Consider the following 23,725-nt stretch of genomic DNA (forward strand, 5'->3'; position numbering starts at 1 on the left):
GCCGGCTCGGCGTACGCGCTCAGGGCAGGAGGTGCACGGAGCCCACGAACCGGCTCACGACGTCCGCCTCCCGGCGCCACTGGCCCGGTCGCGCGCCCCACGTCACCCGGAGGTCCGGCGTGCCGAGGGCGACCAGCCGCCAGGTGCCGGCGGGGTCGTTGTAGAGCGACACCTTGTCGCGGGTGTGGCGCCAGGTGAGCCGGTCGGCGGGTCGCCCGTCCAGCACGGCCACGCCGCGCTCGAGCCGCACGTCGTGCACCCGCTTCAGGCGGCGCAGCGCCGCCGCCAGGTCGTCGAGCGACCTCCTGGGCACGGGCACGACCTCGGCGTACCGCTGCAGCGACCCGCGCCCGGGCCGCAGGTAGAGGTGGCACCGGCCCTGGAAGCTGTCGACGGACTCGGTCTGCGGCACCGGCGGCCGGTAGGTGGCGGTGCGCCCGTGCCCGGCGCACGTGCTGGTGCGACCGCGCACGAGCGCCACGCTGGCGGTGACCTGATCGAAGAGGTCGTCGCGGCTGTCCTTGCCGTGCGGCGTGGTCCACGAGACGCGTACGCCGCGGGCCAGGACCGTGCGCTCCTGGAGGTTCTGGCCGTCGCAGAAGCAGAAGTAGTCGAGCCGCTCGCCGCGGTGGTCGCCGTACACCGGCACGTCGGCGGCGTACGAGACCTCGCCCAGCTGGCCGTCGCCCTGGCCGGACGGCGTGTAGGGGTCGACGTCGCGGGCCTTGACCGAGCCCAGCGTCGGGCCGGGGCCGAAGGAGATCGTGAGCTCGCGGGCGAACGCGCGCACGAAGGAGCACCTGCGCCCGTCGCTCTCGGTCGGCACGAACGCCGGAGGGACCGCCAGCCGGACCACGAGCCCGGTGTTGCCACGGGCTGTCAGGTCGGCGCACTGCGCCCGGGTCCAGCCCACGGGCAGGCGCGGGTCGGCGGCCCGGAACGGCGCCGGCGGGTCCGCCGGCTCCGGCGGTGGCCGACTCGTGGTGTCGGCCGGGAGGCCGCCCGACCCGGGCGCGTCGTCCGTGCAGCCGGCCCCGGCCAGGACGGCGGTGACGGCGAGCACGACCAGCAGCGCCCGAGTGCGCACGGCGTACGTCGGCGGGCTAGCGGTAGTTGGTGAACTGCACCGCGAAGTCGTAGTCCTGCGCCCGGACGAGGGCCTGGACGGCCTGCAGGTCGTCGCGCTTCTTGGACGAGACGCGGAGCTCGTCGCCCTGGATCTGCGCCTTGACGCCCTTGGGGCCCTCGTCGCGGATCAGCTTCGAGATCTTCTTGGCGTCCTCGGACGAGATGCCCTCCTTGAGCGCGATCGAGATCTTGCTCTGCTGGCCGGACTGGCGCGGCTCGGAGGCGTCCAGGATCTTCAGGCTCTGCTGGCGCTTGACCAGCTTGTCCTTGAACACGTCGAGGACGGCGCTCGCGCGGTCGTCGGCGGACGCCGAGATCTCGATCGCGTGCTCGCCCTGCCACTCGATCGTGGCGCCGGTGCCCTTGAAGTCGAAGCGGGTGGCGATCTCCCGCGCCGCCTGGCCGAGCGCGTTGTCGACCTCCTGGCGGTCGAGCTTGCTGACGATGTCGAACGACGAGTCGGCCATGTCTTCTCCTCTTCGGGCCGGCCCCGTTCGGTGGAGGGGCCTGGCGTTTTCCTGCTCCAGATGTGGCTGCGCTATTGTTTCGCGTTGTCGCCGGACGGCCAAACAGGTCGTCTCGACACACCCCGGCAGGTTGCCCGAGCGGCCAATGGGAGCGGACTGTAAATCCGTCGGCTTTGCCTTCGCAGGTTCGAATCCTGCACCTGCCACACACGGGACGAGAGCCCCGCACAGGTCACTGTGCGGGGCTCTCGGCATTGCGCAACCAATCGCTGGAGTTGCGAGGACCTGCCCCGAGGAGATGTCGCCTCCCAGCCGTTCGGGGGCGTCGTTCGCGGGCCAACCGGGGACGGCGGCGGATGGCCCATTCAGCGACGGCGAGGTTGATGACCCAGCCGGCACCCTTCGCGAGGTCGTCGCGGACGTCGCCGGTGCCGAGGAGGCCGGCGCCGAGCGGCTCGGTGACGACCTGGGTGCCGGCGGCGAGGCCGATGGCGTAGGCGCGGATCATCCAGGCGCGGTGGGCGGGGATCTGGTGGGTGCGGGCGGCGCGGACCCCGACAACGATGGCGCCCACCATGGCGGAGGCGAACACCAGCCGGAACGTGTAGAGGACATCCCCGGTGCCCGGCTTCGGTGAGTACGCCACTGTCAGCCAGACCGCAGACCCGGCGACCACGAGACCGGCGACGGCGAGCACACGCCCGGCGCGCCGGTGCCAGGTCTGGTGCTGGCGGCGGAACCGGGGCACGAACTGGAGGATGCCGGCCAGCGCGAAGACTGCGGCGCCGACGATGTGGACGACGAGGGCGACCGGGAACCCGGTGAACCGGTCGTCGGCAGGGATGACCGCGGGGCCGCCGGCGAGCTGAACGAGACGCAAGGTGCCGGCCGTGAGCGGGATGAAGCTCAAGGCGAGGAGCGCGAGGGGCACCGGCCAGCTCGCGCGGCTCCGGTCCTGACGCGCGTCGGTGCGGCGGGGGATGGGCGCGCGGGTCGGGAGCTGCTTCATCGGTCGCTCCCGGGGTCGACGCGAGCATCGTCAGTCGACCCAGGCTCGACGCGGGTGACGGAGATGAGCGGCATTCCGAAGTCTCGAAGCCGGGCAAGCATCCCGTGCAGGGCGGCCTGGTCCGCGACGGGGCCGCGCAGGATCGTGATGACGCCCTGCCCGGCGGTGCCGGGGCTCTCCGGGCTCGAGTTGGGCACGCTGGCGAGCGTCATGCCGTCGAACCACGCCAACCACCGTTCGTCCAGACGTCCTTCGAGGCGGATCTCGTACAGACCGGCCTCGTCGTGGCCGACGGAGTGGCTGTTCACCGGTGGTGCTCCCTCTTGCTGGTCCCGACTGCTCAGCGTGTGCTGATGTCGTCCTGATGCCTGCAAGCTAGAAGCGGAAGCGGTGAGTGGTCGTCACATCATGTGGTGACCCGGGTGGTGAATCCTGCCGCCGGCACGACCCGCAGGGTCCGGCTCGACTTCCCGGGTTCGGCAACAAGGGTTGTGGTCGCCCACGTGCGGGAGGACTCTCGGAGAGAACGCACACGACGTGGTGGTCGCCCAGGTCTCGACCTTTGCCGCATGGCACTCATCTCGCGTCTGAACACGCCTGTCGGCCGCTTGCCGTGCAGGTGCCATCTCGCGAGTGCCGTTGGCGTTGCCATCGGCAGAGGGGAGCTCGTCATGAGCTCGAGAAGTAGCACCGCGACCACGGTCGGCATCCTGTTCTTCGTCCAGATGGCGACCGCCATCGTCGGCACCAGTCTGATCTCGGCGTTCACGGACGGCGACGCCAGCCGCACGTCGCTGACAGTGGGCGTCCTGTTCATGATCTGCGCGGGAGTCGCCGTCGTCGGCATCGGCCTGCTCATGTACCCCGTCCTGAAGCCGGTCGACGCCCGGCTGGCCCTCTGGTACCCCGTGCTGCGGGTCGTCGAGCTCGTCGTCTCGGCCGCCTGCGGCATCTACCTGCTGGTCCGGTTGGAGGTCGTGCCCAACCACCTGTTGTGGGTGTACATCCCGACGGCTGCCGGCGGTCTCGTCCTCACGTACCTGCTGTTCGTATCGAGGCTGGTTCCGCGTCCCATCGCGCTGCTCGGCCTCGTCGGCTACGCGTGCCTCGCGGTCGGGGTCCCGCTGGACCTTCTCGGTGTCCTGGACATGGACTCCGGGGCGGGTCAGGCCCTTCTCGTGCCTGGTGGCCTCTTCGAGGCGCTGGCTCTGCCGATCTGGTTGCTGGTCAAGGGATTCCAGGCGCCGTCTCGCGCGCCGGCGCACCTGGCGCCGACGCTCGCAGCGACCGGCTGAGGCTCACCGGCTCCCGGACCCCGCCAGGAGCCCGAGCCGGTGTGCCCGGCTGACGGCGGCGCGACGGTTGTTCACCCCGAGCTTCGCGTAGATGTGCTTGGTGTGGGTCCGGACCGTGTTGAGGGAGACAACGAGGTGGCGGGCGATGGCTGGGCCGTCGAGGTCCGAGCCGAGGAGTCGCAGCACGTCGAGCTCCCGGTCGCTCAGCGGATCGACCGGAGCGATCTCCTCAGCGCGTCGTGGTGGCGGGGACACCGGGGTCGACGCGGCAGCGGCGCGGTGCTCCTCGGCCGGGGGGAGGCTGGCCGTCACGGCCACGAGTAGCTCGTGCACGAACCCCGACCGGGGCTCGCCGTCCGCGACCTCGAGAAGCAGCGGCGTCAACCCCGAGGCCGCGTCGACGAACACTCGAACCCAGCCGTCGGACGCAGCGAGCTCCACAGCGTGACGGAGGGCATCGAGCGCTGCGCCTCGGTCCCCGTTCGCGTCGTAGGCACTGGCACGGAGCACCTCGAGCTCGATGACGGAGCCGACCCGTCCGCCACCGGTGGCCGCAGCCAGCAGACGGTCCAGGAGAGCGACCGCGGCGTCCAGCGGCTCCGGGGTCTCGGTGACGGCGTGCTCTGCCAGCAGCACCCGGGCGAGGGTGACGTGCTCGTACTCGCGGAAGTAGGACAGCTCGTCATCGACCGAGACCCCGTGGTCGCGCGCCCAGGCGCGCGCCTGGTCGAGGTCGCCTTGGGCGGCGAGGACCCGCGCGCGGGACGCGTGCACCGGCTGAACGTTCGGGGAGTAGTCGCCGACGTAGACCCGTTCGGCCTCGTCGAGCAGCTCCAGGGCCGCGGTCAGGTCGCCCTCGGCGGCGCGGAGCCTGGCCATGCCGACGCGCCAGCGGTACGGGTTCTGGGCGAGTGCCGCGGCGTCGCCGAGCTCGTCGGAACGGCGCAGGTGTTCCGCGGAGGCGCTCAGGTCGTTGCGGTACCAGGCCACCCGGCTCAGGCCGACGAGCATGTCGGCGGTGCCTCGCATGGCGGTCTCTCCGGCGGGGGTGTTGGCCTGGGCCAGCTCGAGCGCGTGGGCGAAGGTACGTTCGGCGTCGCGCAGCCGGCCCAGGCGCAGCTCCATGTCGGCGATGGCGATCGAGCAGCCCAGCACGTCCGCGATGTGCCCGGCGCGGGTGAGGGCCGGGATCGACCGGGCGTAGCTGGCGTGCGCCGCCTTGAGGTCTCCGGTCGACCAGGACGCCAGACCGGACAGTGCCGCCGCCGCTCCGACTGCCAGGTGGTCGCCGTCGACAGCTGTGTCGAGGGCACGCTGCGCGCGGGCGATGGCGCCGGCTGGGTCGCCGTCGATGAGCGCGAGAGCCGCGCGGTACATCTCGACCGCGGCCGGGACCCGGGCGAGCTCGTCGGGGTCGACGACCACGAGCTCGGCCGCAGGCCTGGTCAGCATCGCCTCGACGTGGTCGAGGCGCTGGTCGACGCCAGCGAACTCGTTGCTGGACATGAGGCCGCCGATGAGCGCGATCGCGAGGACCGGACGGTTGTCCAGGTAGTCGTCGGGCAGCTGGTGTGCCCAGCGGCGGAGGAGGTCCTCGCGCCGTTCGCGGCCGAGATCCCGGAAGGAGCTCTCGATGAGGACCGCGGCGCGATCGTGGTCACCCGCCTCCAATGCGTGCCGCACGGCTGACTCGACCTGGTCGGCTCCGGCGTACCAGTCGGCAGCGCGACGGTGGAGCTCGGGCACGTCGCCGGGTCGTTCCTCGAGCAGGTGCGACTGGAGCACGTCGCCGAAGAGGTGGTGGTAGCGGTACCAGGTCCGGTTCGCGTCGAGTGGAACGAGGAACAGGTTGGCGCGGTCCAAGCTCTCGAGCATCGCCTTGCCGCTGCGGCCGGGTCCCGCGCGCTGCGGTGGGCTGACCGCGTCGCACAGGGGTCCGGTGAGGCGGTCGAGGATGGAGGTGTCGAGGAGGAACCGGCGTACGTCGTCCTGTTGGCGGGTCAGGACCTCGTCGGCGAGGTAGTCGACGACGAACCGGTCGTCGCCGGCGAACCCGGCGATGAACGCGGACGGGTCGTCGCGGCCGCGCAGCGAGATGGCGGCGAGCTGGAGGGCTGCGACCCAGCCCTCGGTGCGTGCCTCCAAGGAGGCGATGTCCGAAGGTGCGAGTCCGAAGCCGTGGACGTCGTTGAGGTACGAGGCGATCTCGTCCTCGGTGAAGCGCAGGTCGGACGCCCGGACCTCCAGCAGCTCACCCCGTGCCCGCAGGCGCGACAGCGGCAGCGCCGGGTCGGCCCGGGTGCTGATGACCAGGCGCAACTGGGCCGGCATGTGGTCGACGAGGAACGTCATCCCGGCCGCGACGTCGACGCCGTCGGCCAGGTGGTAGTCGTCGAGGACCAGCACGACCTCGTCGGCATGCACGCTCAGCTCGTTCACCACGCCTGCGAGAACGGACTCCACCGGCACCTGCCCCGACTGCAGCAGGGTCAGCGCCCCGGCAGCGGAGCCTGGGAGGGCTCGGTCGAGTGCCAGGAGGACGTAGGTCCAGTACGACGTCGCCTGGCGGTCCCGCTCGTCGAGCGACACCCACGCGATCGGCCGCTCGGCCGCCGCGCTGTCCGGTCCGGTGGCCATCAGGGAGGCGAGGAGCGACGTCTTCCCGAACCCGGCGGGTGCGGAGACCAGCGTCACCGGGAAGTCCGACGCGCGCTGGAGGAGGTCGGCGAGCCGCGGTCGAGCGACGACGTCGCGCCGCGGGCTCGGTCGGAGCAGCTTCGTCTCCACCAGTGGGTCGGCCACGCGGCTCCCCTTCCTGGGCGTCGGACCCGACGCCCCCTGAGCGTAGGACAGAACAGGGTCCACGGCGCGGCGGTCGACGAGCGGCCCGCGGCCTGCTGCGTCAGTGGGCCGACTCGGACGTGCTGGCGTGCGTGTGCATCCGTTCGCCGGGGCGGCCGAAGATGCTCAGGACCTCGGCCGGTCCGTCGCCAGTGCTGCCGAACCAGTGCGGAAGCCGGGTGTCGAACTCGGCGGCCTCGCCGGTGCCCAGGACGATGTCCTGGTCGCCCATGACGAGCCGCATCTGCCCGGACAGCACGTAGAGCCACTCGAACCCGTCGTGCGTGCGCGGCTTCGGCTCCGACTGGTCCGTGGGGATGACGATCTTCCACGCCTGGATGCCACCCGGGTGGGTCAGCGGCAGGACGGTGCGCCCGTTGACGCGTCGCGGCCTCAGACGGATGCGGGGGTCACCCACCTCGGGTGCGCCGACCAGGTCGTCGATGGGTACCCGGTAGGTCTGCGCCAGCGGCAGCAGCAGCTCCAGGCTCGGGCGTCGCTGCCCGTTCTCCAGCCGCGACAGGGTGCTCTTGGAGATCCCGGTCAGGTCCGCGACCTCGGTCAGGGTGACGCCGCGCTGCTCGCGAACACGCCGTAGACGCGGACCGACCTGGTCGAGCGCGGCCGCGATGGGGCCGGTGCTGCTCATGGAAGCGCTGGCAGATGCGGGCTTGCGTCCGGAGTCGACCATCCGCCCATTGCACCGCTCGTTCCCAGGATCGGCAACAACCGTTGTCGGTGAGGCGGGCGCGGACGACTCTGGTGACATGAACGAGTACGACGTGGTGGTGGTCGGCGGGGGAGCCGCCGGCCTCTCAGCAGCCTTGGTCCTCACCCGCGCCCGTCGCCGCGTCGCGGTCCTCGACGCAGGGCGGCCGCGCAACGCGCCTGCTGCCCACATGCACGGCTTCCTCGGATCCGACGGACTCGCGCCGGCCGAGCTGCTCGCGGCCGGCCGCGCCGAGGTCGCCGGATACGGCGGCCGCCTCGTCTCCGGAACGGTCGCGACCATCACCGCGTGCCCGCGCACCAGTGCGCAGAGCCGTCGCGGTTTCGAGGTCCTGCTCACGGACGGCACCAGGCTCACGACGCGCCGCGTCCTCGTCACGACCGGTCTGCGCGACGACATCCCCGACATCCCCGGAGTCCGGGAGAGGTGGGGACGCGACCTGCTCCACTGCCCCTACTGCCACGGCTACGAGGTCCGCGACCAGCCCCTCGGCGTGCTCGGCGGCGACCCTGCGTTCATCGAGGACGCCCTCTCGCACGCGCACATCATCCGCCAGTGGTCCGACGACGTCGTCTTCTTCGCCAACGGCGGGTCCCTCACCGTCGCGCAGCGTGAGCAGCTCGTCGCCCGTGCCATCGGGTTCGTCGACACACCGGTTGCCCGCCTCGTCGTCGAGGACGACCGGCTGAGCGGTGTCGAGCTCGAAGGCGGCCAGGTCGTACCCCGCACTGCGGTGTTCGTCCGACCGCGGTTCGTGCCGAACGACACCCTGCTGACGGGACTCGGCTGCGAGACCGGCCAGAACGGCTGGGTCGCGGTCGACACCACCGGTCGCACCAGCGTCCCGGGCGTCTGGGCGGCCGGCAACGCCGTGAACCCTCGCGCCCAGGTCATCACCGCCGCCGGCGAAGGCTCCGGGGCCGCCATCGCCATCAACAACGACCTCGTCGACGAGGACCTGCCCATCGCGGTCACCAACTTCCGCCTCGGTCTGCCCGTCGGCTGACCCAGGACCGGCCGGCCCCCCGCTGGACCGGCGTACGACCCTCGACTCCGAAGGAGCATCGCCATGCCCGACTCCAGTACCGACCCGCAGGCCGCCCGACCCATCCGGGTCGTCGGGCCGCCCACCAAGCACCAGCTCGCGCTGATGATCTGGCTCGCGGTGTTCCCGACCCTCACGGTGCTGAACCTGACCATCGGCCGGTCTCTCGAGGACACGAACCCGGTCCTGCGGACCTTCGTCCTTGCGACCCTCGCGGTCCCCATCGTCATCTACGGCCTCATGCCGCGCCTGCACGAGGCCCGTGGCCGCATCCTCGCCCGCCGCGCCGCCTGACGCCGCACCCCCCAGCCGCCGGCAGTCGGTCGGTTCATCGGCCCGGACGAGATCACCACCCTGCTCACCACGTGTGGTGACGACCGCTCACCACATCGGTTCCTAGGTTCACGGTTCAGCAAGCCCCGGCCACCACACTCGAGAGGCACCACCATGAACCGACTCATCCGCGCCGTGGCGATGGCCAGCGCGAGGCACCCGTGGCGCACGATCGCGAGCTGGGTGCTCGCGGTGGTCGCCGTCTTCTTCCTCGCGGCCGTCGGCGGCGGCACGTTCGTCGACGACTTCTCCGCGCCCGGCAGCCAGAGCTCCCGAGCCATGGACCTCGTCGGCAGCAACTTCCCGGAGGCCGCCAAGGGCAACGCCCTCGTCGTGTTCGAGGCACCGGGCGGCGCCTCGCTCGAAGAGGACAGGGCAGACGTCGCCGCCGTCCTGGAGAAGGTGGCCGGACTCGACCACGTCGCATCGGTCACCGACCCGTTCCAGGCCGGCACCCTCTCCGAGGACGGCCGCATCGGGTACTCGGTGATGACCCTCGACGTGCCGGAGCGCGAGATGGGCAAGCCGGCATTCGCGACGCTCTCGGAGGGCGTCACCAGCATCGACCCCGGTGCTGACGCCACCGACATGCGGGTCGAGCTCGGCGGCGACGCGGTGTTCCTGAACGCCGGCGGCGGCGACTCCAGCCACGTGGGCATCGGCCTGCTCGTCGCGCTCCTGGTACTCCTCGTCGTGTTCGGCACGTTCGTCGCCGCGGTCCTGCCGATCGGGCTCGCCCTCGTCGCGGTCGGCGCCGCCATCGGCGGCATCACCCTCATGGCCGCGTTCATGGACGTGTCCGTCTCCGCCGTCCCCGTCGCCGGTCTCGTCGGACTCGGCGTGGGCGTCGACTACGCCCTGTTCGTCGTCGCCCGCTACCGCGAGAACCGCTCCGCCGGCCGCGACAACCAGGCAGCGCTCGCTGGCGCCATGGGGACCTCCGGTGCTGCGGTCGTGTTCGCCGGCGGCACCGTCGTCATCGCCACCTCAGCGCTCGTTATCACCGGTGTGGGCGTCCTGACCTCCATCGGTCTCGCCACCGCGATGATGGTTCTCTCCTCGGTCATCGCAGCCGTCACCCTGCTCCCGGCACTGCTGAGCCTGCTCGGCGACCGCATCGACAAGGGCCGCATCGGGCGCCGGCAGCGCACCGTCAAGGCCGCCGAGGAGACTGCCTGGTGGCGGTTCGGGCACCGCGTGTCCGCGCGCCCGTGGCCCTATCTGCTTGCCTCCGTCGCGGTCCTGCTCGCCATCGCCGCTCCCGCACTGTGGATGCAGACCGGGTTCCCGGCCGCCGGCGACGCCCCGAAGGAGACCACCCACCGTCAGGCCTACGACCTGCTCACCGAAGGATTCGGCGTCGGCATCAACGCGCCCTTGCTGGTCGTTGCCGACCTCGGCGCCCCGGGCACCGACGCCGCCGGCGTGGAAGCCGTGGCCGAGGACATCGCGGCCGTTCCGGGCATCGCCTCGGTCGGCGAGCCCCAGACCTCCGAGGACGGCGACACCGTCGTGTTCACCGCCACCCCGACCACCGGTCCGGCCGACCTGGACACCTCAGCCACCATCGACCGGGTTCGCGACGTCATCCCCGGCAACGTCTACATCTCGGGCATCACGGCGGTCACCGACGACCTCAGCGCCCAGCTGTCGGCCAAGCTGCCGCTCTTCATCGGAGCCGTCATCGCGGTGTCGTTCCTGCTGCTGATGATGGTGTTCCGCTCCATCCTCGTTCCGGTGAAGGCGGCTGTGATGAACCTGCTGTCCATCGGCGCCGCCTACGGCATCCTGGTCGCCGTCTTCCAGTGGGGCTGGGGCGCCCAGCTCCTCGGCCTCGACGGGCCGACGCCGATCACGTCGATCATCGTCATCATCATGTTCCCGATCCTGTTCGGGCTCTCGATGGACTACGAGGTCTTCCTGCTCTCCCGCATCCGGGAGGAGTACGACCGCACCGGCGACAACACCGAGTCCGTCGCCCGGGGCCTGGCGGGCACCGGCAGGGTGGTCACCTCGGCGGGCCTCATCATGGTCGCGGTGTTCTCCAGCTTCATCTTCAGCCCGATCCCGTCGCTGAAGATGCTGGGCCTGGGACTCGCGGTCGCCATCCTCATCGACGCGACCGTCGTGCGGATGATGCTGGTGCCCGCGACGATGGCTCTGCTCGGCCACGCGAACTGGTGGCTGCCGGGCTGGCTCGACCGGGTGCTACCGCGGTTGACGGTGGAAGGGAACGACGATGTCGTGCCCGACAGCACCGTCGCCCCGTGGGACTCTCCAACACCCACTCCCGGTGCAGGCGAGCTCGTCGATCGCTGACGATCGCAGGCAGTCGCCGGCCCTGTGGTTCGGAAGAGTGCAGCTCAACGGCGTCGATCAGGGTCCGGGCGTAGGTGCTTCGACCCGTTGAGCGCGCTCGATCATCGAGTTGGTTGTTGCGGAGGTGGCTCGCTCCTCCGCCCGGTTCACGGGGTCTCTCGGGTGCTGAGCTGTCCGGACCACGCGTGAGGGGGCAGGCCGGTGCAGCCCGGCCGGGCGAGGAACAGGCTTCCTGACAGGGGGTGCTCGTCCTGCTCGGCGGGCGACAGCTCGCCCCGCGCGGTGGTGATCAGCAGCTGGTCGAGGCCGGGCCCGACGAAGGCCACGCTCGTGGTGTGTGGCGCAGGCAGCTCGATCAGGTCGAGCAGCTCGCCGGCCGTCGAGTAGCAGCGCACCTGGCCGCGGCCCCACGCGGCGAGCCAGAGGTTGCCGGACGCATCGACACAGAGGCCGTCGGGCAGCGCGTCGGTGAGGTCGAGAGCGGGCCGGCGGGGGCCGACCGCTCCCGAGCTCTGGTCGTAGTCGCGGACCCAGACCCGGCGCGCCGGGACGCTGTCGACGCTGTAGAGCAGCGCGTCGTCGGGGGAGAACGCCAGGCCGTTGGACAGCCCGAGGTCGTCGTCCAGGACCTCGGTGATGTCACCGTCGACGCGGAGCAGCCGCTGGGAGTGCCGGGCCCCGGCCAGCGACGAGGTGCCGACGAGGATCCGTCCACGCGCGTCGCACGTCCCGTCGTTCCACCGGTCGTCCGGGTGGTCGGCGAACAGGTCGGGGCCGGAGGTGCGCGTGCCGTCGGGCGCGACCCGCGTCAGGTGGTGGCCCTCCGCCACGAGGAGGGCGCCGTCCTCGGCGACGGCCGCCGCACCGACGTACGACTCGAAGTGGTGGCTGGGCCCGATCTCGACGCTGCCCTGGTCGAGGCGTCCCGTGTGGACGGCCCTGCCGAGGATGTCGACCCAGACCAGCCGCTCGCGGGCCGCGTCCCAGAGCGGTCCCTCGGCCAGCTCGAACACGGGATCGGTGACCTGCTCGGCGGTCGTCATCGCCGCGACCCGCGACGTCGGTGCGGCAGTAGCATCGGGTCAGCCTACGTATGGAGGCCCATGACTGCCGAGGGTCACGAGGCGCGGAAGCGGCTGCGCAGCCAGGACTGGTTCGACAACCCGGACAGTCCCGGGATGACCGCGCTCTACGTCGAGCGGTACCTGAACTGGGGCCTCACCCGCGACGAGCTGCAGTCGGGCAGGCCGATCATCGGCATCGCGCAGACCGGCTCGGACCTGACGCCGTGCAACCGACACCATCTCGAGCTGGCGCACCGGGTGCGCGAAGGGATCCGGGAGATGGGTGGGATCGCGTTCGAGTTCCCGGTGCATCCCATCCAGGAGACGGGGAAGCGGCCCACCGCGGCGCTGGACCGCAACCTGGCCTACCTCGGCCTGGTGGAGGTGCTCTACGGCTACCCGCTCGACGGCGTGGTCCTCACCACCGGGTGCGACAAGACCACCCCGGCGTGCCTGATGGCCGCGGCCACGGTGAACCTCCCGGCGATCGTCCTCTCCGGGGGCCCCATGCTCAACGGTTGGTTCAAGGGGGAGCGCACCGGCTCGGGGACGATCATCTGGAAGGCGCGGGAGCTGCTCGCGGCCGGGGAGATCGACGCGGCCGGGTTCGTCGAGCTGGTCGCCTCGTCAGCCCCGTCGCCGGGCCACTGCAACACCATGGGGACGGCGTCGACGATGAACAGCCTCGCCGAGGCGCTCGGGATGAGCCTGCCCGGCTCGGCGGCGATCCCCGCGCCCCACCGCGACCGCGGCAGGGTGGCCTACCTGACCGGCAAGCGCATCGTCGAGATGGTGTGGGACGACCTCAAGCCCTCCGACATCCTGACCAGGGCGGCTTTCGAGAACGCGATCGTGGTCAACTCGGCGATCGGCGGCTCGACCAACGCGCCCATCCACATCAACGCGATCGCTCGCCACGTCGGCGTTGGCCTCGACGTCGCGGACTGGGAGGCGGTCGGTCACCGGGTGCCGCTCCTCGTCGACCTGCAGCCTGCCGGGAGGTTCCTGGGCGAGGAGTACCACCGGGCGGGCGGGGTGCCGGCCGTCGTCAACGAGCTGATGCGTCACGGGCTGATCCAGGAGGACGCGCTCACGGTCAACGGGAGGACCATCGGCGCCAACTGCCGCGACACCGTGAGCGAGGACGCCGAGGTGATCCGCAGCTTCGACGACCCGCTGGTGCAGGACGCCGGGTTCATCGTGCTGACGGGGAACCTCTTCGAGAGCGCGATCATGAAGACGAGCGTGATCGACGACGACTTCCGCAAGCGCTACCTGTCGGACCCCGAGCAGCCGAACGTGTTCGAGGGCAGAGCGGTCGTCTTCGAAGGGCCGGAGGACTACCACGACCGCATCGACGACCCCTCGCTCGAGATCGACGAGAGCACCATCCTGTTCACCCGGGGCAACGGTCCACTCGGCTACCCGGGCTCTGCGGAGGTCGTGAACATGCAGCCGCCCGCCGCGCTCATCAAGCGCGGTGTGCACTCCCTGCCGTGTGTCGGCGATGGCAGGCAGTCGGGGACCTCCGGCTCGCCGTCGATCCTGAACGCCTCCCCGGAGGCGGCAGCGGGAGGCGGCCTGGCGCTGCTGCGGACCGGCGACCGTGTGCGGATCGACCTCGATGCGGGTACGGCGGACATGCTGGTGCCCGACGAACAGCTCGCCGAGCGGCGCGCGACGCTGCGGGACACGCCGTTCCCGGTGCCGGAGTCGCAGACGCCGTGGCAGGAGATCCAGCGTTCGATGGTGGGCCAGCTCTCGGACGGCATGGTCCTCGAGCCGGCGGTCGTCTACCAGCGCATCGTCCAGACCAAGGGCGTTCCCCGGCACAGCCACTGAGCCCAGACCCGACGAGAGGCAGAGCAGCCCATGCACCTTGTCCGTTACGACACCGGCGACGGACCCCGGGTCGGGGTCCGCCGGGACGACTGGATCACGCCGGTGAGCGACGTCCGCTCGATGGCCGAGATGCTCGCGATGCGGCTGGACGTGCTCCGGTCGACGGTCGAGTCCGCCTCCGCGACACCGGTCCGCGTCGCGTCGGCGCGGCTGCTCGCCCCGCTCGACGGGCGGGCCGAGCTGTGGTGCGCCGGCGTCACCTATGCCCGTTCCCGGGGCGCCAGGATGGAGGAGAGCGCCGACCAGTCGGTCTACGACAAGGTCTACTCGGCGGACCGGCCCGAGCTGTTCCTGAAGGCGCCGGCCTGGCGCCTGGTGACCGACCGCGAGCCGGTCGGGATCCGGGCCGACTCCGGACACGACGTACCCGAGCCGGAGCTGGCCGTGGTGGTGAACGCGCACGGCGAGATCGTCGGCTACACGGTGTGCAACGACATGAGCTCTCGGTCCATCGAGGGCGAGAACCCGCTCTACCTTCCCCAGGCCAAGGTCTATGCCGGCGCAGCGGCGCTGGCGACCGGCATCAGGCCGGCCTGGGAGGTGCCGGACGCCACCGACCTCGCCATCACCCTGGTGGTCCGCCGAGGTGCGACGGAGGCGTTCGCGGGCGAGACGTCGACCGCCCAGCTGACCCGTCCGTTGCGGGAGCTGGTCGACTACCTCTGCCGCGCCAGCTTCTTCCCCGACGGCGCCGCATTGGCCACCGGCACCGGGATCGTCCCCGACCTGGACTTCAGCCTGCGACCCGGCGACGTCGTGGAGATCGGGATCGAGGCGGTCGGACGGCTGGTGAACCGCGTGGAGATCGGCAAGGAGGCCTTCGGGTGGCTCAACGACCCCGAGGGCCGCCTCGTGCCGGAGGCGACCCGGTGAACGACTGTCCCGACACGACCCCGGAGCAGCTGGAGCAGGTCCTCGCCGCCGCCGCGGCCGCCGCGCCTGTCCTCGGCTCGGCCCGTCCCGCGGAGCGCGCGGCGTGGATCCGCGCGACGGCGGACGCGCTCGACGCCGCCGCCGACTCCCTGGTGCCGCTCGCCATCGAGGAGTCCGCTCTCGCCGAGGCACGGCTGCGGGGAGAGGTCGCCCGCAGCTCCGGGCAGCTGCGGCTCTTCGCCGACGCGCTCGAGGATGGCGCACTCCTCGAGCCGATCATCGACACCGCCGACCCGGACGCGACGCCGATCCCGCGGCCGGACCTGCGCCGGGTGCTCGTCCCGCTCGGCCCGGTGCTGGTCTTCGCCGCCAGCAACTTCCCCTTCGCCTTCAGCGTCTGCGGTGGAGACACCGCCTCCGCGCTCGCCGCCGGCTGCCCCGTGGTCGTCAAGAGCCACCCCGGCCACCCCCGGCTGTCCGACGCGGTCGCCGAGGTGATGGTCACGGCGCTCCGGACGGCCGGCGCCCCCGACGGAACGCTCGCCGTCGTCCACGGCGACCGCGCCGGCGTGGACGCCCTGGGTGATCCACGGGTCAGGGCGAGCGGCTTCACCGGCTCGGTGGCCGGAGGGCTGGCCCTGCACGAGATCGCCGTCAACCGGCCCGACCCGATCCCGTTCTACGGCGAGCTCGGCAGCCTGAACCCGGCGTTCGTCCTCCGCGGCGCCCTGGAGGAGCGGCGCTCTGGCATCGCGTCCGGGTTCGTCGCCTCCTACACGCTGGGCGTGGGGCAGTTCTGCACCAAGCCGGGCCTGCTCGTGCTGCCGGTAGGGCACGGCCTGGAGGAGGAGATCGTGGCGGCCGCCGAGGAGGTCGCGCCCGCACGGATGCTCAACGACCGGATCCACGAGGGCTACACCGCAGGTCTCGCAAAGCTCCGTGAGCGCGGCAGCGTGGAGGCGCTGGTGACCGGGGACGAGTCGGACCGCGGTGCCTCGGCCTCGCTGTTCAAGACCACCGTCCCGCGGCTGATCGAGGATGCCGCGGTGCTGCTCGAGGAGTGCTTCGGCCCGACGTCCATCCTCGTCGAGTACGCCGACGACGACGAGCTCCACGCCGCGGCGGCCGCCTTCGGCGGGAGTCTCACGGCGACGGTGCACGGCGCCGACTCCGACACCGACGTTGCCCAAAGGCTGCTTCCCCTGCTGCAGGACCGGGTCGGCCGGGTGGTGTGGAACGGCTGGCCGACCGGTGTGGCCGTCTCGTGGGCGATGCAGCACGGTGGGCCGTTCCCCGCGACCGTCGGATCGGTCCACACGAGCGTCGGCACCACGGCGGCCCGCCGGTTCCAGCGCCCGGTGTGCTACCAGGACACCCCGGGTGACCTCCTCCCCGAGGTGCTCCGCGACCGGAACTCGCTGAACGTGAGCCGCCGGGTCGACGGCGAGATCACACGTTCCGACATCGGGTCCTGAGGGCTGGCAGGGCGAGCCGACACCAGACGGGGCCGCGTGGGTCCCCGGAGGCGCGTGACGTGGAGACGTCCGTCACCGAGGCTCAGCCGAGGACGTGCACGTCAGTCCGGATCGGCTGCGCCGTAGAGCAGGCGTCTCACCGCCGCCCGGGACACGAGCAGGGCGATGACGAGCAGCGTCACGGGTACGAAGCCGCCCAGACTGACCGAGCCACCGAAGATGACGTCGATCAGCCAGAGCACGACGAGCTTGCTCCCTGCCGCCACCACCCAGAGCATGAGGGCCGATGTCGTCCTCGCCGCCCGTGTGGTCGCCCCGCGCAGCCGCGCCAGGACGATGCCCTTGAGGAGGAGCACCGCCTCGAGCACGACCTTCAGCAGGACGGCGGTGAGCAGCGAGAGCGTGAACGTCTCGCTGATCACCGCCGGGAGGTACTGGATGGCGAGGTTCAGGACGACCACGTAGACGAACACGTCGATCACGTCGGCCGGATGCGCGACGACCCAGGTTCGCAGCGGGCCGCCCCGGGGACCGGTCCGGCCAGCCGCGCTCGGCTCGGCTTGCCCTGTCACAAGGCCCGATACTGCCCGACGGCGCGGTCGGGCGCAGGGATGTGCTCAGGAGATGATGGCGTCGACGGTCTTCTTCAACGCGCCGGGCTGCGCGGGGCTTCGGGGAGCCCGCTTCCGGGCTTCAGCCATCTGTGCACCGATCTCCTGGAGCACCTTGCGGCCCAGTGCCTCCCGCACCTGCGGGAACCACTCGTCCTCCTCTTCCTCGATGTGGTGCCGGACGTTCTCGATGAGGACCGTCGTCTTCGCGGTGAAGCGCTCGTCCTCCGGCTTCATGCCGGCGAGCTCCATGACGAGGACGTCTGCGACGTGGTGCTCCTCGTAGGACTCCAGGACGTCGTCCTCCAGGTCCGGCACGAGCTCCCGGACCCGGGGGTACATGACCTCGTTCTCGATGTAGGTGTGGACCGTGAGGAGCTCGATGATCTGGTCGACGAGCCTGCCCTTGGTCTTGTGGGCGGCGTCGCCAGCGCCCTCGAAGGCGCGGAACGCGCGCAAGATCTGCTTGTGGTCGTCCTTCAGCATCACGATCGCGTCAGTGGACATGGTGAGTCTCCTGGAGGTTGGGTGGGCGTGGGCGGCCGGAGGGTCGCCAGCTGGAGGGGTCGAGCGGCGGGGGCCGCCGGGGGAGACCGCTCAGTCAGCGGCTGCCGGGGTAGTACCCCTGAATCCCGGGAAGCAACGCCCGGCGGGGATCGGCGCTCGACCAGACGGGTTGTCGACGCCTCACCCCCACAGGTGGGCGTGGCTGTCCCCAGTGCGGGCACCGGAAGGGTGCGCAGCGCCCTCGCGTAGCGCCGCCTCCTCCCCGCTCATGCAGCGGGCGACCATCAGGGTCGGAGAGAGGCCGCCACTATCAAGGAGACCTTCATGGCCACCGCCACTGCCCACAACGACGCCACCTACACCACCGGACGGCGCGTCAGCACCGAGACGAAGGCGTCCTTCAAGACCACCGAGATGATCGCGTACGTCGTGGTCGCCATCGGCGTCCTCACCGCGTCCGCCGTCGTCGACAGCGAAGACTTCGGCGCCCAGGACGCATGGTTCCTCGTCACGCTGCTGACCATCGGCTACATGATCAGCCGCGGGCTCGCGAAGTCCGGCAGCCGCGACTTCTACGACGACGTCACCAAGCACGACCACCGCTGACCCCAGAGACACGTCAGCGACTCCGACGCCCCGCCGCCCGTGACGGGTGGCGGGGCGTCGTCGTCGAGCGTCGTGGGCCCGGCGCGGGAGCCGCGGCCGGTGCTGTCGAGGGTCGCGGTCACGGCGACGACGAAGCGGTCCCGACGTCCTCAGTGGGTCAGCTCGAGGCCGACCACGCAGCCCACCAGGCCGAGCAGCAGCAGGACCTTCGCGACACTCACCGGCTCGTCGCCGGTGACCATGCCGAAGCCGACCGTGAGGGCGGCGCCGATGCCCACCCAGATCGCGTACGACGTGCCGGTCGGCAGCGTCCGCATCGCGTAGGCCAGGCCGAGCATGCTGGCGACGAGCGCCGCGGCGAACACCGCCGACGGCACGAGGCGCGTGAAGCCGTCGGCCCTCCCGAGGGCGACCGCCCAGACGGCCTCCAGCACACCGGCGAGCACGAGCACGAACCAGGCCATGACTGACTCCTCATGGCCGTCTTGTCGCGTCCCGGGTACGGCTCCCTCGTCCGGCAGCCGCGCTGCGGCTGACCCCTCGAGCCTAGGCGGCGGTCGAGGAAAGGTAAAAACGGGCGAACATCGACCGAAAAGTGGGCCGTGACGGCGGTCACGTGTGAGGATCCGGCCATGCGTCACCGACCGGTCCTCACCTCGCTCAGCGTCGTCGCCCTCCTGGGCGGCCTGCTCGCCGTCACCGCACCCCAGGTGACCGCGGCCCCGTCGCCCGCGGCACCCGCGCCCGTCCGTGCCGGAGAGGCGCGCGCGGTCGTCACCGCTCCCGTCGGCGGCGACTGGTCGGTGCGGTTCGTCGACGACGGTGCGACCGTGCTGGCGAGCGTCGAGGAGGACGCCGTCGCGCTGCTCACCGCGGCCGGCCGCGTGCCCGCCGACCACGTGCTCTCCACCCGGGGCAGCACCGTCGAGCTCGGCACCGCCGACCCCGCGCTGACCGCAACGGTGCAGGTCGCTCGGGCAGGGTCAGGCGCGTTCGAGGTCACCGCGACCGGTCACGGCGCCGGCATCACCGGCGTCTCGCTCGACCTCGGCGCCGGCCGCACCGAGCACTACCTCGGCCTCGGCGAGCGCTCGGACGCCGTGGACCACCGCGGTCGCTCCGTCCTCAACCGGGTCCTCGACGGCCCGTACACGCCGACCCAGGCCAAGCTCATCGACCAGCTGGTGCCGAAGCCCGGCCAGGGCGTCACCCCGGACGCGACGTACTTCCCGATCCCGTGGTTCCTCTCGACGACCGGGTACGGCGTGCTCGTCGACAACGACGAGGACAGCACGTTCGAGCTCGCCACCAAGGCGCACCCCCAGGTCAACCGCGTCACCGTGCAGTCCGACCGCCTCGCCGTGCGGGTCTTCCTCGGCCCGACGCCCGCTCGCGCGCTGGCCCGGATGACCGGGGCGATCGGCCGCCAGCCGAAGCCGACGACGCCCGCGGTGTACGGCGCCTGGTACCAGGCGCGCAGCGACGTGACGACCGAGGTCGAGCAGCAGCGCGCGAGCGGCGTGCCCCTCTCCGTGGCGCAGACCTACACCCACTACCTGCCGTGCGGCGACCAGGTCGCCGAGCGCGAGCAGGCGCGGACGAAGGCCCTCCACGACCGTGGGGTCTCGGTGACGACGTACTTCAACCCGATGGTGTGCGTGAAGTACCACGCCGCCTACGACCCGGGGCTGGCCGCCGGTGCGTTCACGCGCAACCCCGACGGCTCGGCGCTGACCTACCCCTACAACACCGCCAGCCACTTCGAGGTCTCGCAGGTCGACTTCTCGGCGCCGGCCGGGCGCGAGCTCTTCCAGCGGCTGCTCGGCGAGTCCGTCGCCGACGGCTACGACGGGTGGATGGAGGACTTCGGCGAGTACACGCCGCAGAACGCGGTCTCGGCCGACGGGACTCCCGGCCCGACGATGCACAACCGCTACGTCGAGCAGTACCACGCGACCGCCCGCGACTTCGAGGAGAAGGCGCCGCGGCCGCTGCTGCGCTACCAGCGATCGGGCTGGACCGGCGCGGTGAAGGAGTCCTCGATCGTCTGGGGCGGCGACCCGACGACGAACTGGGGCTTCGACGGCCTCACCTCCTCCGTGCGCCAGGGCCTGACGATGGGCACCTCCGGCGTCTCGATCTGGGGCCCCGACATCGGCGGCTTCTTCACGCTGCCGGGCGACGAGATGCCGAGCGACGAGCTGCTGGCGCGCTGGATCGAGTACGGCGCGTTCACCGGTGTCATGCGACTCCAGTCGGGTGGCATCTCGATGCTCTCCGCCGACGACCGGCCCGCGGTGACCGACAAGGCGGTGGCGCCGGTCTGGAAGCGCTACACGCGCTTGCGCACCATGCTCTACCCCTACATCGCCGGCAGCCAGCAGGCCTACCACCGCACCGGTCTGCCGCTGATGCGCCACCTCGCCCTGACCAACCCGGCCGACGCCACGGCCGTGGAGACCGACGACCAGTACCTCTTCGGCGACGACCTGCTCGTCGCGCCGGTCACGAGGAAGGGCGCGACCTCCCGCCGGGTCTACCTCCCGCGCGGCCAGTGGCTCGAGCTCGCCCGCACCTGGCGGCTGCGCGGCGACGGCCGCCTCACCCTGGGCGCCGGCGAGGTCGTCGAGGGCAGGCGCACGGTGCGCGCCACCGCGCCGCTCGGCACGATCCCGCTCTACCTCCGAGCCGGCGCCGTCGTGCCGATGCTGCCGCGCACGGTCGACACGCTCAGCGAGTACGACGGACCCGGGATCGAGCGGCTCGCCGACCGGGCCGACCGCCGTACCCTCCTCGCCGCGCCGGCCCCCGGCCGCTCCCGGGGCACGCTCGGGCCGGACGAGCGGCTGACCTCGACGGTCACCGACGCGGCGTGGGCGGTCACGCTGGACGCCCACCGGTCGCGCCGGTACGACGTGCAGGCCACGCTGGCCGGTCTGCCGAAGGGCTGGGAGCCCTGTGCCGTCCAGGCCGGCGGCCACCGGGTGCGGTTCGACTACGACGCCGCCCGGCGGGTGCTGGAGCTCTCCGCGACGGTCGGCGCCCGCGGCACGCTGCGGGTGACGGCCTGCCGCTGACGTGGCGGCCAGCATCGACCGGCTTCTCCGCTACTCTCCGCCCGTGGGGATGAAGCGGCTGCTCAACGCCGGCGTGCTGAGTGCGCGCGGCTGGCTGGAGCGCGCCGGTGAGATCACGCCCGGCACGCGGGCGGCGGACCGGTTCGGCAGCTTCGGGGTGGACTCCTCGATCGGCTTCCCGGCCGCGACGCTGATGGGCACCCGCTCGATCCACCTCGGCACCGGCGTGCTGGTCGGCCGGCAGGTGACGCTCTCGGTCGGCTACGGCCCGGACGACCCGAACCTGCCCGAGCGGGGCCTGGTCATCGGCGACCGCTCGGTCATCGGCGCCCGGTGCAGCATCGTCGCCCACCGGTCGATCGAGATCGGCGACGACGTGTGGTTCGGGCAGGACATCTTCGTCTGCGACTCCAGCCACGGCTACCAGGACCCGGACCTGCCGATCGGCGAGCAGTTCGGCGCCCACCAGCCGGTGCGGATCGGCTCCGGCACGTGGATCGGGCACGGCGCGATCATCCTGCCCGGCGCGCAGATCGGCCGGAACGTCACGGTCGCCGCCGGGTCCGTGGTGCGCGGCGAGGTCGCCGACCACTCGGTCGTGGGTGGGGCGCCCGCACGGCTGCTGCGGCACCTGGAGCCCGGTGTCGGCTGGGTCGGCACGCGGGGCGACGTCCGGCCCGTGCTGCGCGGCCACTTCGGCGGCGCGGACGAGGCCGGCTTCGAGACCGCCTGACTACTGCAGCGAGCTGAGGACGCCGGCCACGAGGAAGCCGAGCACCGTCAGGAGCCCCGCGACCCGGCCCGCACGCTCGTAGGACTCCGGGACCATCGAGTCAGCCAGCATCGTGAGCACCGCGCCGCCGGCGAAGGCGCTCGCGATCTCGCCGGTGTGGGAGCCGGTGTCGGCGACGAGGTAGCCGGCCATCGAGGCGACGCCGCACACGGCGGTCAGCGCGGCCCACATCACCGTGATCCGGCGCTCGCCGACGCCGGAGCCGCGCATGTCGATGGTGCCGGCCAGGCCCTCGGGGATGTTGGAGAGCAGCACCGCGGCGAGGAACGCGACGCTGATCTGGCCGCCGAGCGCCAGGCCGAGCCCGAGGATGAACGACTCCGGGATCCCGTCGAGCAGCGCGCCGAGGAAGAGCGCGACGCCGGAGCTGCCGCCGCGGTCGACCAGCCGCGCGCCGACGTAGTAGGAGAGCGCGCCGACGAGGAACGCGGCGCCGATCTCCCAGCCCAGCTGGAGGTTCTCCTCCGGGATGAGCTCGTAGCCGACCGCGCTGATCAGCGTGCCGGCGCCGAAGGCCATCATCAGCCCGACCGTGCGCTTCGAGCGCCCCAGCGGGTTCGCGAGCGCCTGGCCGATGAGCAGCGAGCCCGCGGCCAGCAGGCCCCACAGGAGTGCCTGGCTCACACGTGGCCCGGCAGGTCGAGCTCACCGGTGTAGAGCGGTGAGTCCTTGCGGGAGAGCAGCTCCCGCCGCTCCTCGGGCGACATCGCCTCGACCTGGGCGCGCACGTCGGACGGGAAGCCGCTGACCTCCGGCGCCTCGTCGACCGGCACGATGGTGTGCACCACGCGGTCGTCGTACAGGTGCACCATCGTCATCGCCTGGTGCCCGTCGACGCCGGAGACGAAGCGCTCCAGCGGCGCGGGGTCGGAGGTGTAGCAGGTCGCGGACGCCACCGAGACCGGGATGCCGGCGAACGTGGAGTACGTCGAGTAGTGGAAGTGCCCGCCCATGATGCAGCGCACGTCCGAGCCCTCGAGGACGGCGGCGAGGCGGTCCTGCTCGAGCAGCTCGATGACCTCGGCGGCGGGCATCATCGGGATCGGGATCGGCGGGTGGTGCAGCGCCAGGAGCGTGCCGTGCTCGGCCGGCGTGGCGAGCACGTCGGCCAGCCACGCCAGCTGCGCGTCGGAGAGCTCGCCGTGGTGGTAGCCCGGGACGCTGGTGTCGAGCGAGACGATCCGCAGCCCGTCGACCTCGTGGACGCGGTCCTGCGTCGCGTCGCTGTCGGTGCCGAAGAGCCCCTGGGCGTACGCCGCGCGCTCGTCGTGGTTGCCCATCACCCAGACGACCTCGGCCCCCATCTCGGCGGCGATCGGCTCGACCAGGCTGCGCAGCCGAGCGTAGGCCTCGGGCTCGGCCTTGTCGGCGAGGTCGCCGGTGAAGACCAGCGCCTGCGGGAGCGGGTCGAGCCGCGCGATCCGGGCGAGGGCGAGGGCGAGACCGATGTCGGGGTCGACCACGTCGTACTGCCGGGCGCCCGCGGCGAGCAGGTGCGGGTCGCTGAGGTGCGCGATGGTGTGCCGCGCTGCTGGGTACTGGCCGAACTGCACGCCCGTCACGCTACCGGTCGGGACGCCGGGAGCCGTTGCGGTCGCGCCGGTGCCGTGCGACGGTGCCGAGGACACACCGCCACCAACCTCTCGGGAT

Annotated in this window: 22 protein-coding genes, 1 tRNA gene and 1 riboswitch; of the genes, 11 read left to right on the forward strand and 12 right to left on the reverse strand. The window is 71.8% G+C overall.

Annotation, left to right across the window (positions count from 1 at the left end; translation table 11 throughout):
* Positions 1-19: 19 nt before the first annotated feature.
* Both HZF07_RS18190 and HZF07_RS18195 read right to left on the reverse strand, forming a co-directional pair.
* Positions 20-1,087 carry a hypothetical protein gene (locus HZF07_RS18190; RefSeq protein WP_157343591.1) on the reverse strand — a complete coding sequence of 356 codons (1,068 nt, stop codon included), beginning with the start codon at positions 1,085-1,087 and terminating at the stop codon, positions 20-22.
* Between the two features lie 16 nt (positions 1,088-1,103).
* Complete coding sequence (locus HZF07_RS18195; RefSeq protein WP_157343593.1) at positions 1,104-1,595, reverse strand: YajQ family cyclic di-GMP-binding protein; 492 nt, start codon at positions 1,593-1,595, stop codon at positions 1,104-1,106.
* 124 nt (positions 1,596-1,719) lie between these two features.
* Between HZF07_RS18195 and HZF07_RS18200 the strand changes: the two genes are divergently transcribed.
* Positions 1,720-1,801, forward strand: a tRNA-Tyr gene (locus HZF07_RS18200).
* Positions 1,802-1,827: 26 nt separating this feature from the next.
* Here the strand turns inward: HZF07_RS18200 and HZF07_RS18205 are convergent.
* Both HZF07_RS18205 and HZF07_RS18210 read right to left on the reverse strand, forming a co-directional pair.
* Positions 1,828-2,604, reverse strand: coding sequence for a DUF2306 domain-containing protein (locus HZF07_RS18205; protein WP_157343596.1), 777 nt, complete (start codon positions 2,602-2,604; stop codon positions 1,828-1,830).
* Positions 2,601-2,912 (reverse strand): hypothetical protein, encoded by a 312-nt coding sequence (locus tag HZF07_RS18210; protein WP_181645356.1) that lies wholly within the window; start codon positions 2,910-2,912, stop codon positions 2,601-2,603. The genes HZF07_RS18205 and HZF07_RS18210 overlap by 4 nt, the downstream gene beginning before the upstream one ends.
* Positions 2,913-3,173: 261 nt before the next feature.
* Here HZF07_RS18210 and HZF07_RS18215 point away from each other — a divergent pair, with 261 nt between their 5' ends.
* Positions 3,174-3,899, forward strand: coding sequence for a DUF4386 domain-containing protein (locus tag HZF07_RS18215; protein WP_157343598.1), 726 nt, complete (start codon positions 3,174-3,176; stop codon positions 3,897-3,899).
* Between the two features lie 3 nt (positions 3,900-3,902).
* Here the strand turns inward: HZF07_RS18215 and HZF07_RS18220 are convergent, their stop codons facing one another.
* Positions 3,903-6,701 (reverse strand): LuxR C-terminal-related transcriptional regulator, encoded by a 2,799-nt coding sequence (locus tag HZF07_RS18220; protein WP_181645357.1) that lies wholly within the window; start codon positions 6,699-6,701, stop codon positions 3,903-3,905.
* A 100-nt stretch (positions 6,702-6,801) separates the two neighbouring features.
* Complete coding sequence (locus tag HZF07_RS18225) at positions 6,802-7,389, reverse strand: helix-turn-helix domain-containing protein (RefSeq protein WP_157343600.1); 588 nt, start codon at positions 7,387-7,389, stop codon at positions 6,802-6,804.
* Positions 7,390-7,507: 118 nt separating this feature from the next.
* On the opposite strand from HZF07_RS18225, the gene HZF07_RS18230 reads away from it, so the two are divergent.
* The 3 genes from HZF07_RS18230 (at position 7,508) to HZF07_RS18240 (ending at position 11,167) form a co-directional block, all read left to right on the forward strand.
* Positions 7,508-8,476, forward strand: a complete 969-nt coding sequence (locus HZF07_RS18230) for an NAD(P)/FAD-dependent oxidoreductase (protein ID WP_157343602.1) — start codon at positions 7,508-7,510, stop codon at positions 8,474-8,476.
* 63 nt (positions 8,477-8,539) lie between these two features.
* Entirely contained in the window at positions 8,540-8,809 is a 270-nt protein-coding gene (locus HZF07_RS18235; protein ID WP_157343604.1) for a hypothetical protein, read from the forward strand.
* Between the two features lie 153 nt (positions 8,810-8,962).
* On the forward strand, positions 8,963-11,167 hold the full coding sequence (locus tag HZF07_RS18240) for an MMPL family transporter (RefSeq protein WP_157343606.1): 2,205 nt from the start codon (positions 8,963-8,965) through the stop codon (positions 11,165-11,167).
* Between the two features lie 146 nt (positions 11,168-11,313).
* Here the strand turns inward: HZF07_RS18240 and HZF07_RS18245 are convergent, their stop codons facing one another.
* Positions 11,314-12,210: an SMP-30/gluconolactonase/LRE family protein gene (locus HZF07_RS18245; RefSeq protein ID WP_157343608.1), complete on the reverse strand. Its 897-nt coding sequence runs from the start codon at positions 12,208-12,210 to the stop codon at positions 11,314-11,316.
* A 60-nt stretch (positions 12,211-12,270) separates the two neighbouring features.
* Between HZF07_RS18245 and HZF07_RS18250 the strand changes: the two genes are divergently transcribed.
* From HZF07_RS18250 to HZF07_RS18260, 3 genes are read left to right on the forward strand one after another with little or no spacing between them, the layout of a single operon-like run.
* A complete protein-coding gene (locus tag HZF07_RS18250; RefSeq protein ID WP_157343610.1) occupies positions 12,271-14,073 on the forward strand; it encodes an IlvD/Edd family dehydratase in 1,803 nt (600 codons plus the stop codon).
* Positions 14,074-14,103: 30 nt separating this feature from the next.
* Positions 14,104-15,006, forward strand: coding sequence for a fumarylacetoacetate hydrolase family protein (locus tag HZF07_RS18255; RefSeq protein ID WP_157343612.1), 903 nt, complete (start codon positions 14,104-14,106; stop codon positions 15,004-15,006).
* Complete coding sequence (locus HZF07_RS18260) at positions 15,003-16,481, forward strand: aldehyde dehydrogenase (NADP(+)) (RefSeq protein WP_181645358.1); 1,479 nt, start codon at positions 15,003-15,005, stop codon at positions 16,479-16,481. The genes HZF07_RS18255 and HZF07_RS18260 overlap by 4 nt, the downstream gene beginning before the upstream one ends.
* 101 nt (positions 16,482-16,582) lie before the next feature.
* Here the strand turns inward: HZF07_RS18260 and HZF07_RS18265 are convergent, their stop codons facing one another.
* The gene (locus HZF07_RS18265) at positions 16,583-16,963 is read right to left on the reverse strand and encodes a hypothetical protein (protein ID WP_198346424.1); all 381 of its coding nucleotides are present in this window, start codon (positions 16,961-16,963) and stop codon (positions 16,583-16,585) included.
* Between the two features lie 135 nt (positions 16,964-17,098).
* Entirely contained in the window at positions 17,099-17,599 is a 501-nt protein-coding gene (locus HZF07_RS18270) for a hemerythrin domain-containing protein (RefSeq protein ID WP_157343614.1), read from the reverse strand.
* 324 nt (positions 17,600-17,923) lie between these two features.
* On the opposite strand from HZF07_RS18270, the gene HZF07_RS18275 reads away from it, so the two are divergent.
* Complete coding sequence (locus HZF07_RS18275) at positions 17,924-18,205, forward strand: hypothetical protein (RefSeq protein ID WP_157343616.1); 282 nt, start codon at positions 17,924-17,926, stop codon at positions 18,203-18,205.
* A gap of 149 nt (positions 18,206-18,354) precedes the next feature.
* Here HZF07_RS18275 and HZF07_RS18280 read toward each other — a convergent pair whose 3' ends face one another.
* Positions 18,355-18,669 (reverse strand): DMT family transporter, encoded by a 315-nt coding sequence (locus tag HZF07_RS18280; protein ID WP_157343618.1) that lies wholly within the window; start codon positions 18,667-18,669, stop codon positions 18,355-18,357.
* 11 nt (positions 18,670-18,680) lie between these two features.
* Positions 18,681-18,743: riboswitch (guanidine-III (ykkC-III) riboswitch) on the reverse strand.
* Between the two features lie 94 nt (positions 18,744-18,837).
* Between HZF07_RS18280 and HZF07_RS18285 the strand changes: the two genes are divergently transcribed.
* Complete coding sequence (locus HZF07_RS18285) at positions 18,838-21,282, forward strand: glycoside hydrolase family 31 protein (protein ID WP_157343620.1); 2,445 nt, start codon at positions 18,838-18,840, stop codon at positions 21,280-21,282.
* Positions 21,283-21,331: 49 nt separating this feature from the next.
* Positions 21,332-22,015 carry an acyltransferase gene (locus HZF07_RS18290; RefSeq protein WP_157345681.1) on the forward strand — a complete coding sequence of 228 codons (684 nt, stop codon included), beginning with the start codon at positions 21,332-21,334 and terminating at the stop codon, positions 22,013-22,015.
* Here HZF07_RS18290 and HZF07_RS18295 read toward each other — a convergent pair whose 3' ends face one another.
* Together HZF07_RS18295 and HZF07_RS18300 are read right to left on the reverse strand one after the other, a co-directional pair.
* Positions 22,016-22,699, reverse strand: a complete 684-nt coding sequence (locus HZF07_RS18295; protein WP_157343622.1) for a ZIP family metal transporter — start codon at positions 22,697-22,699, stop codon at positions 22,016-22,018.
* Positions 22,696-23,628, reverse strand: coding sequence for a metallophosphoesterase (locus HZF07_RS18300; protein ID WP_181645359.1), 933 nt, complete (start codon positions 23,626-23,628; stop codon positions 22,696-22,698). The genes HZF07_RS18295 and HZF07_RS18300 overlap by 4 nt, the downstream gene beginning before the upstream one ends.
* Positions 23,629-23,725 lie beyond the last annotated feature (97 nt).

It is taken from the genome of Nocardioides agri, from assembly GCF_013778305.1.
Classification (GTDB): Bacteria; Actinomycetota; Actinomycetes; order Propionibacteriales; family Nocardioidaceae; genus Nocardioides; species Nocardioides agri.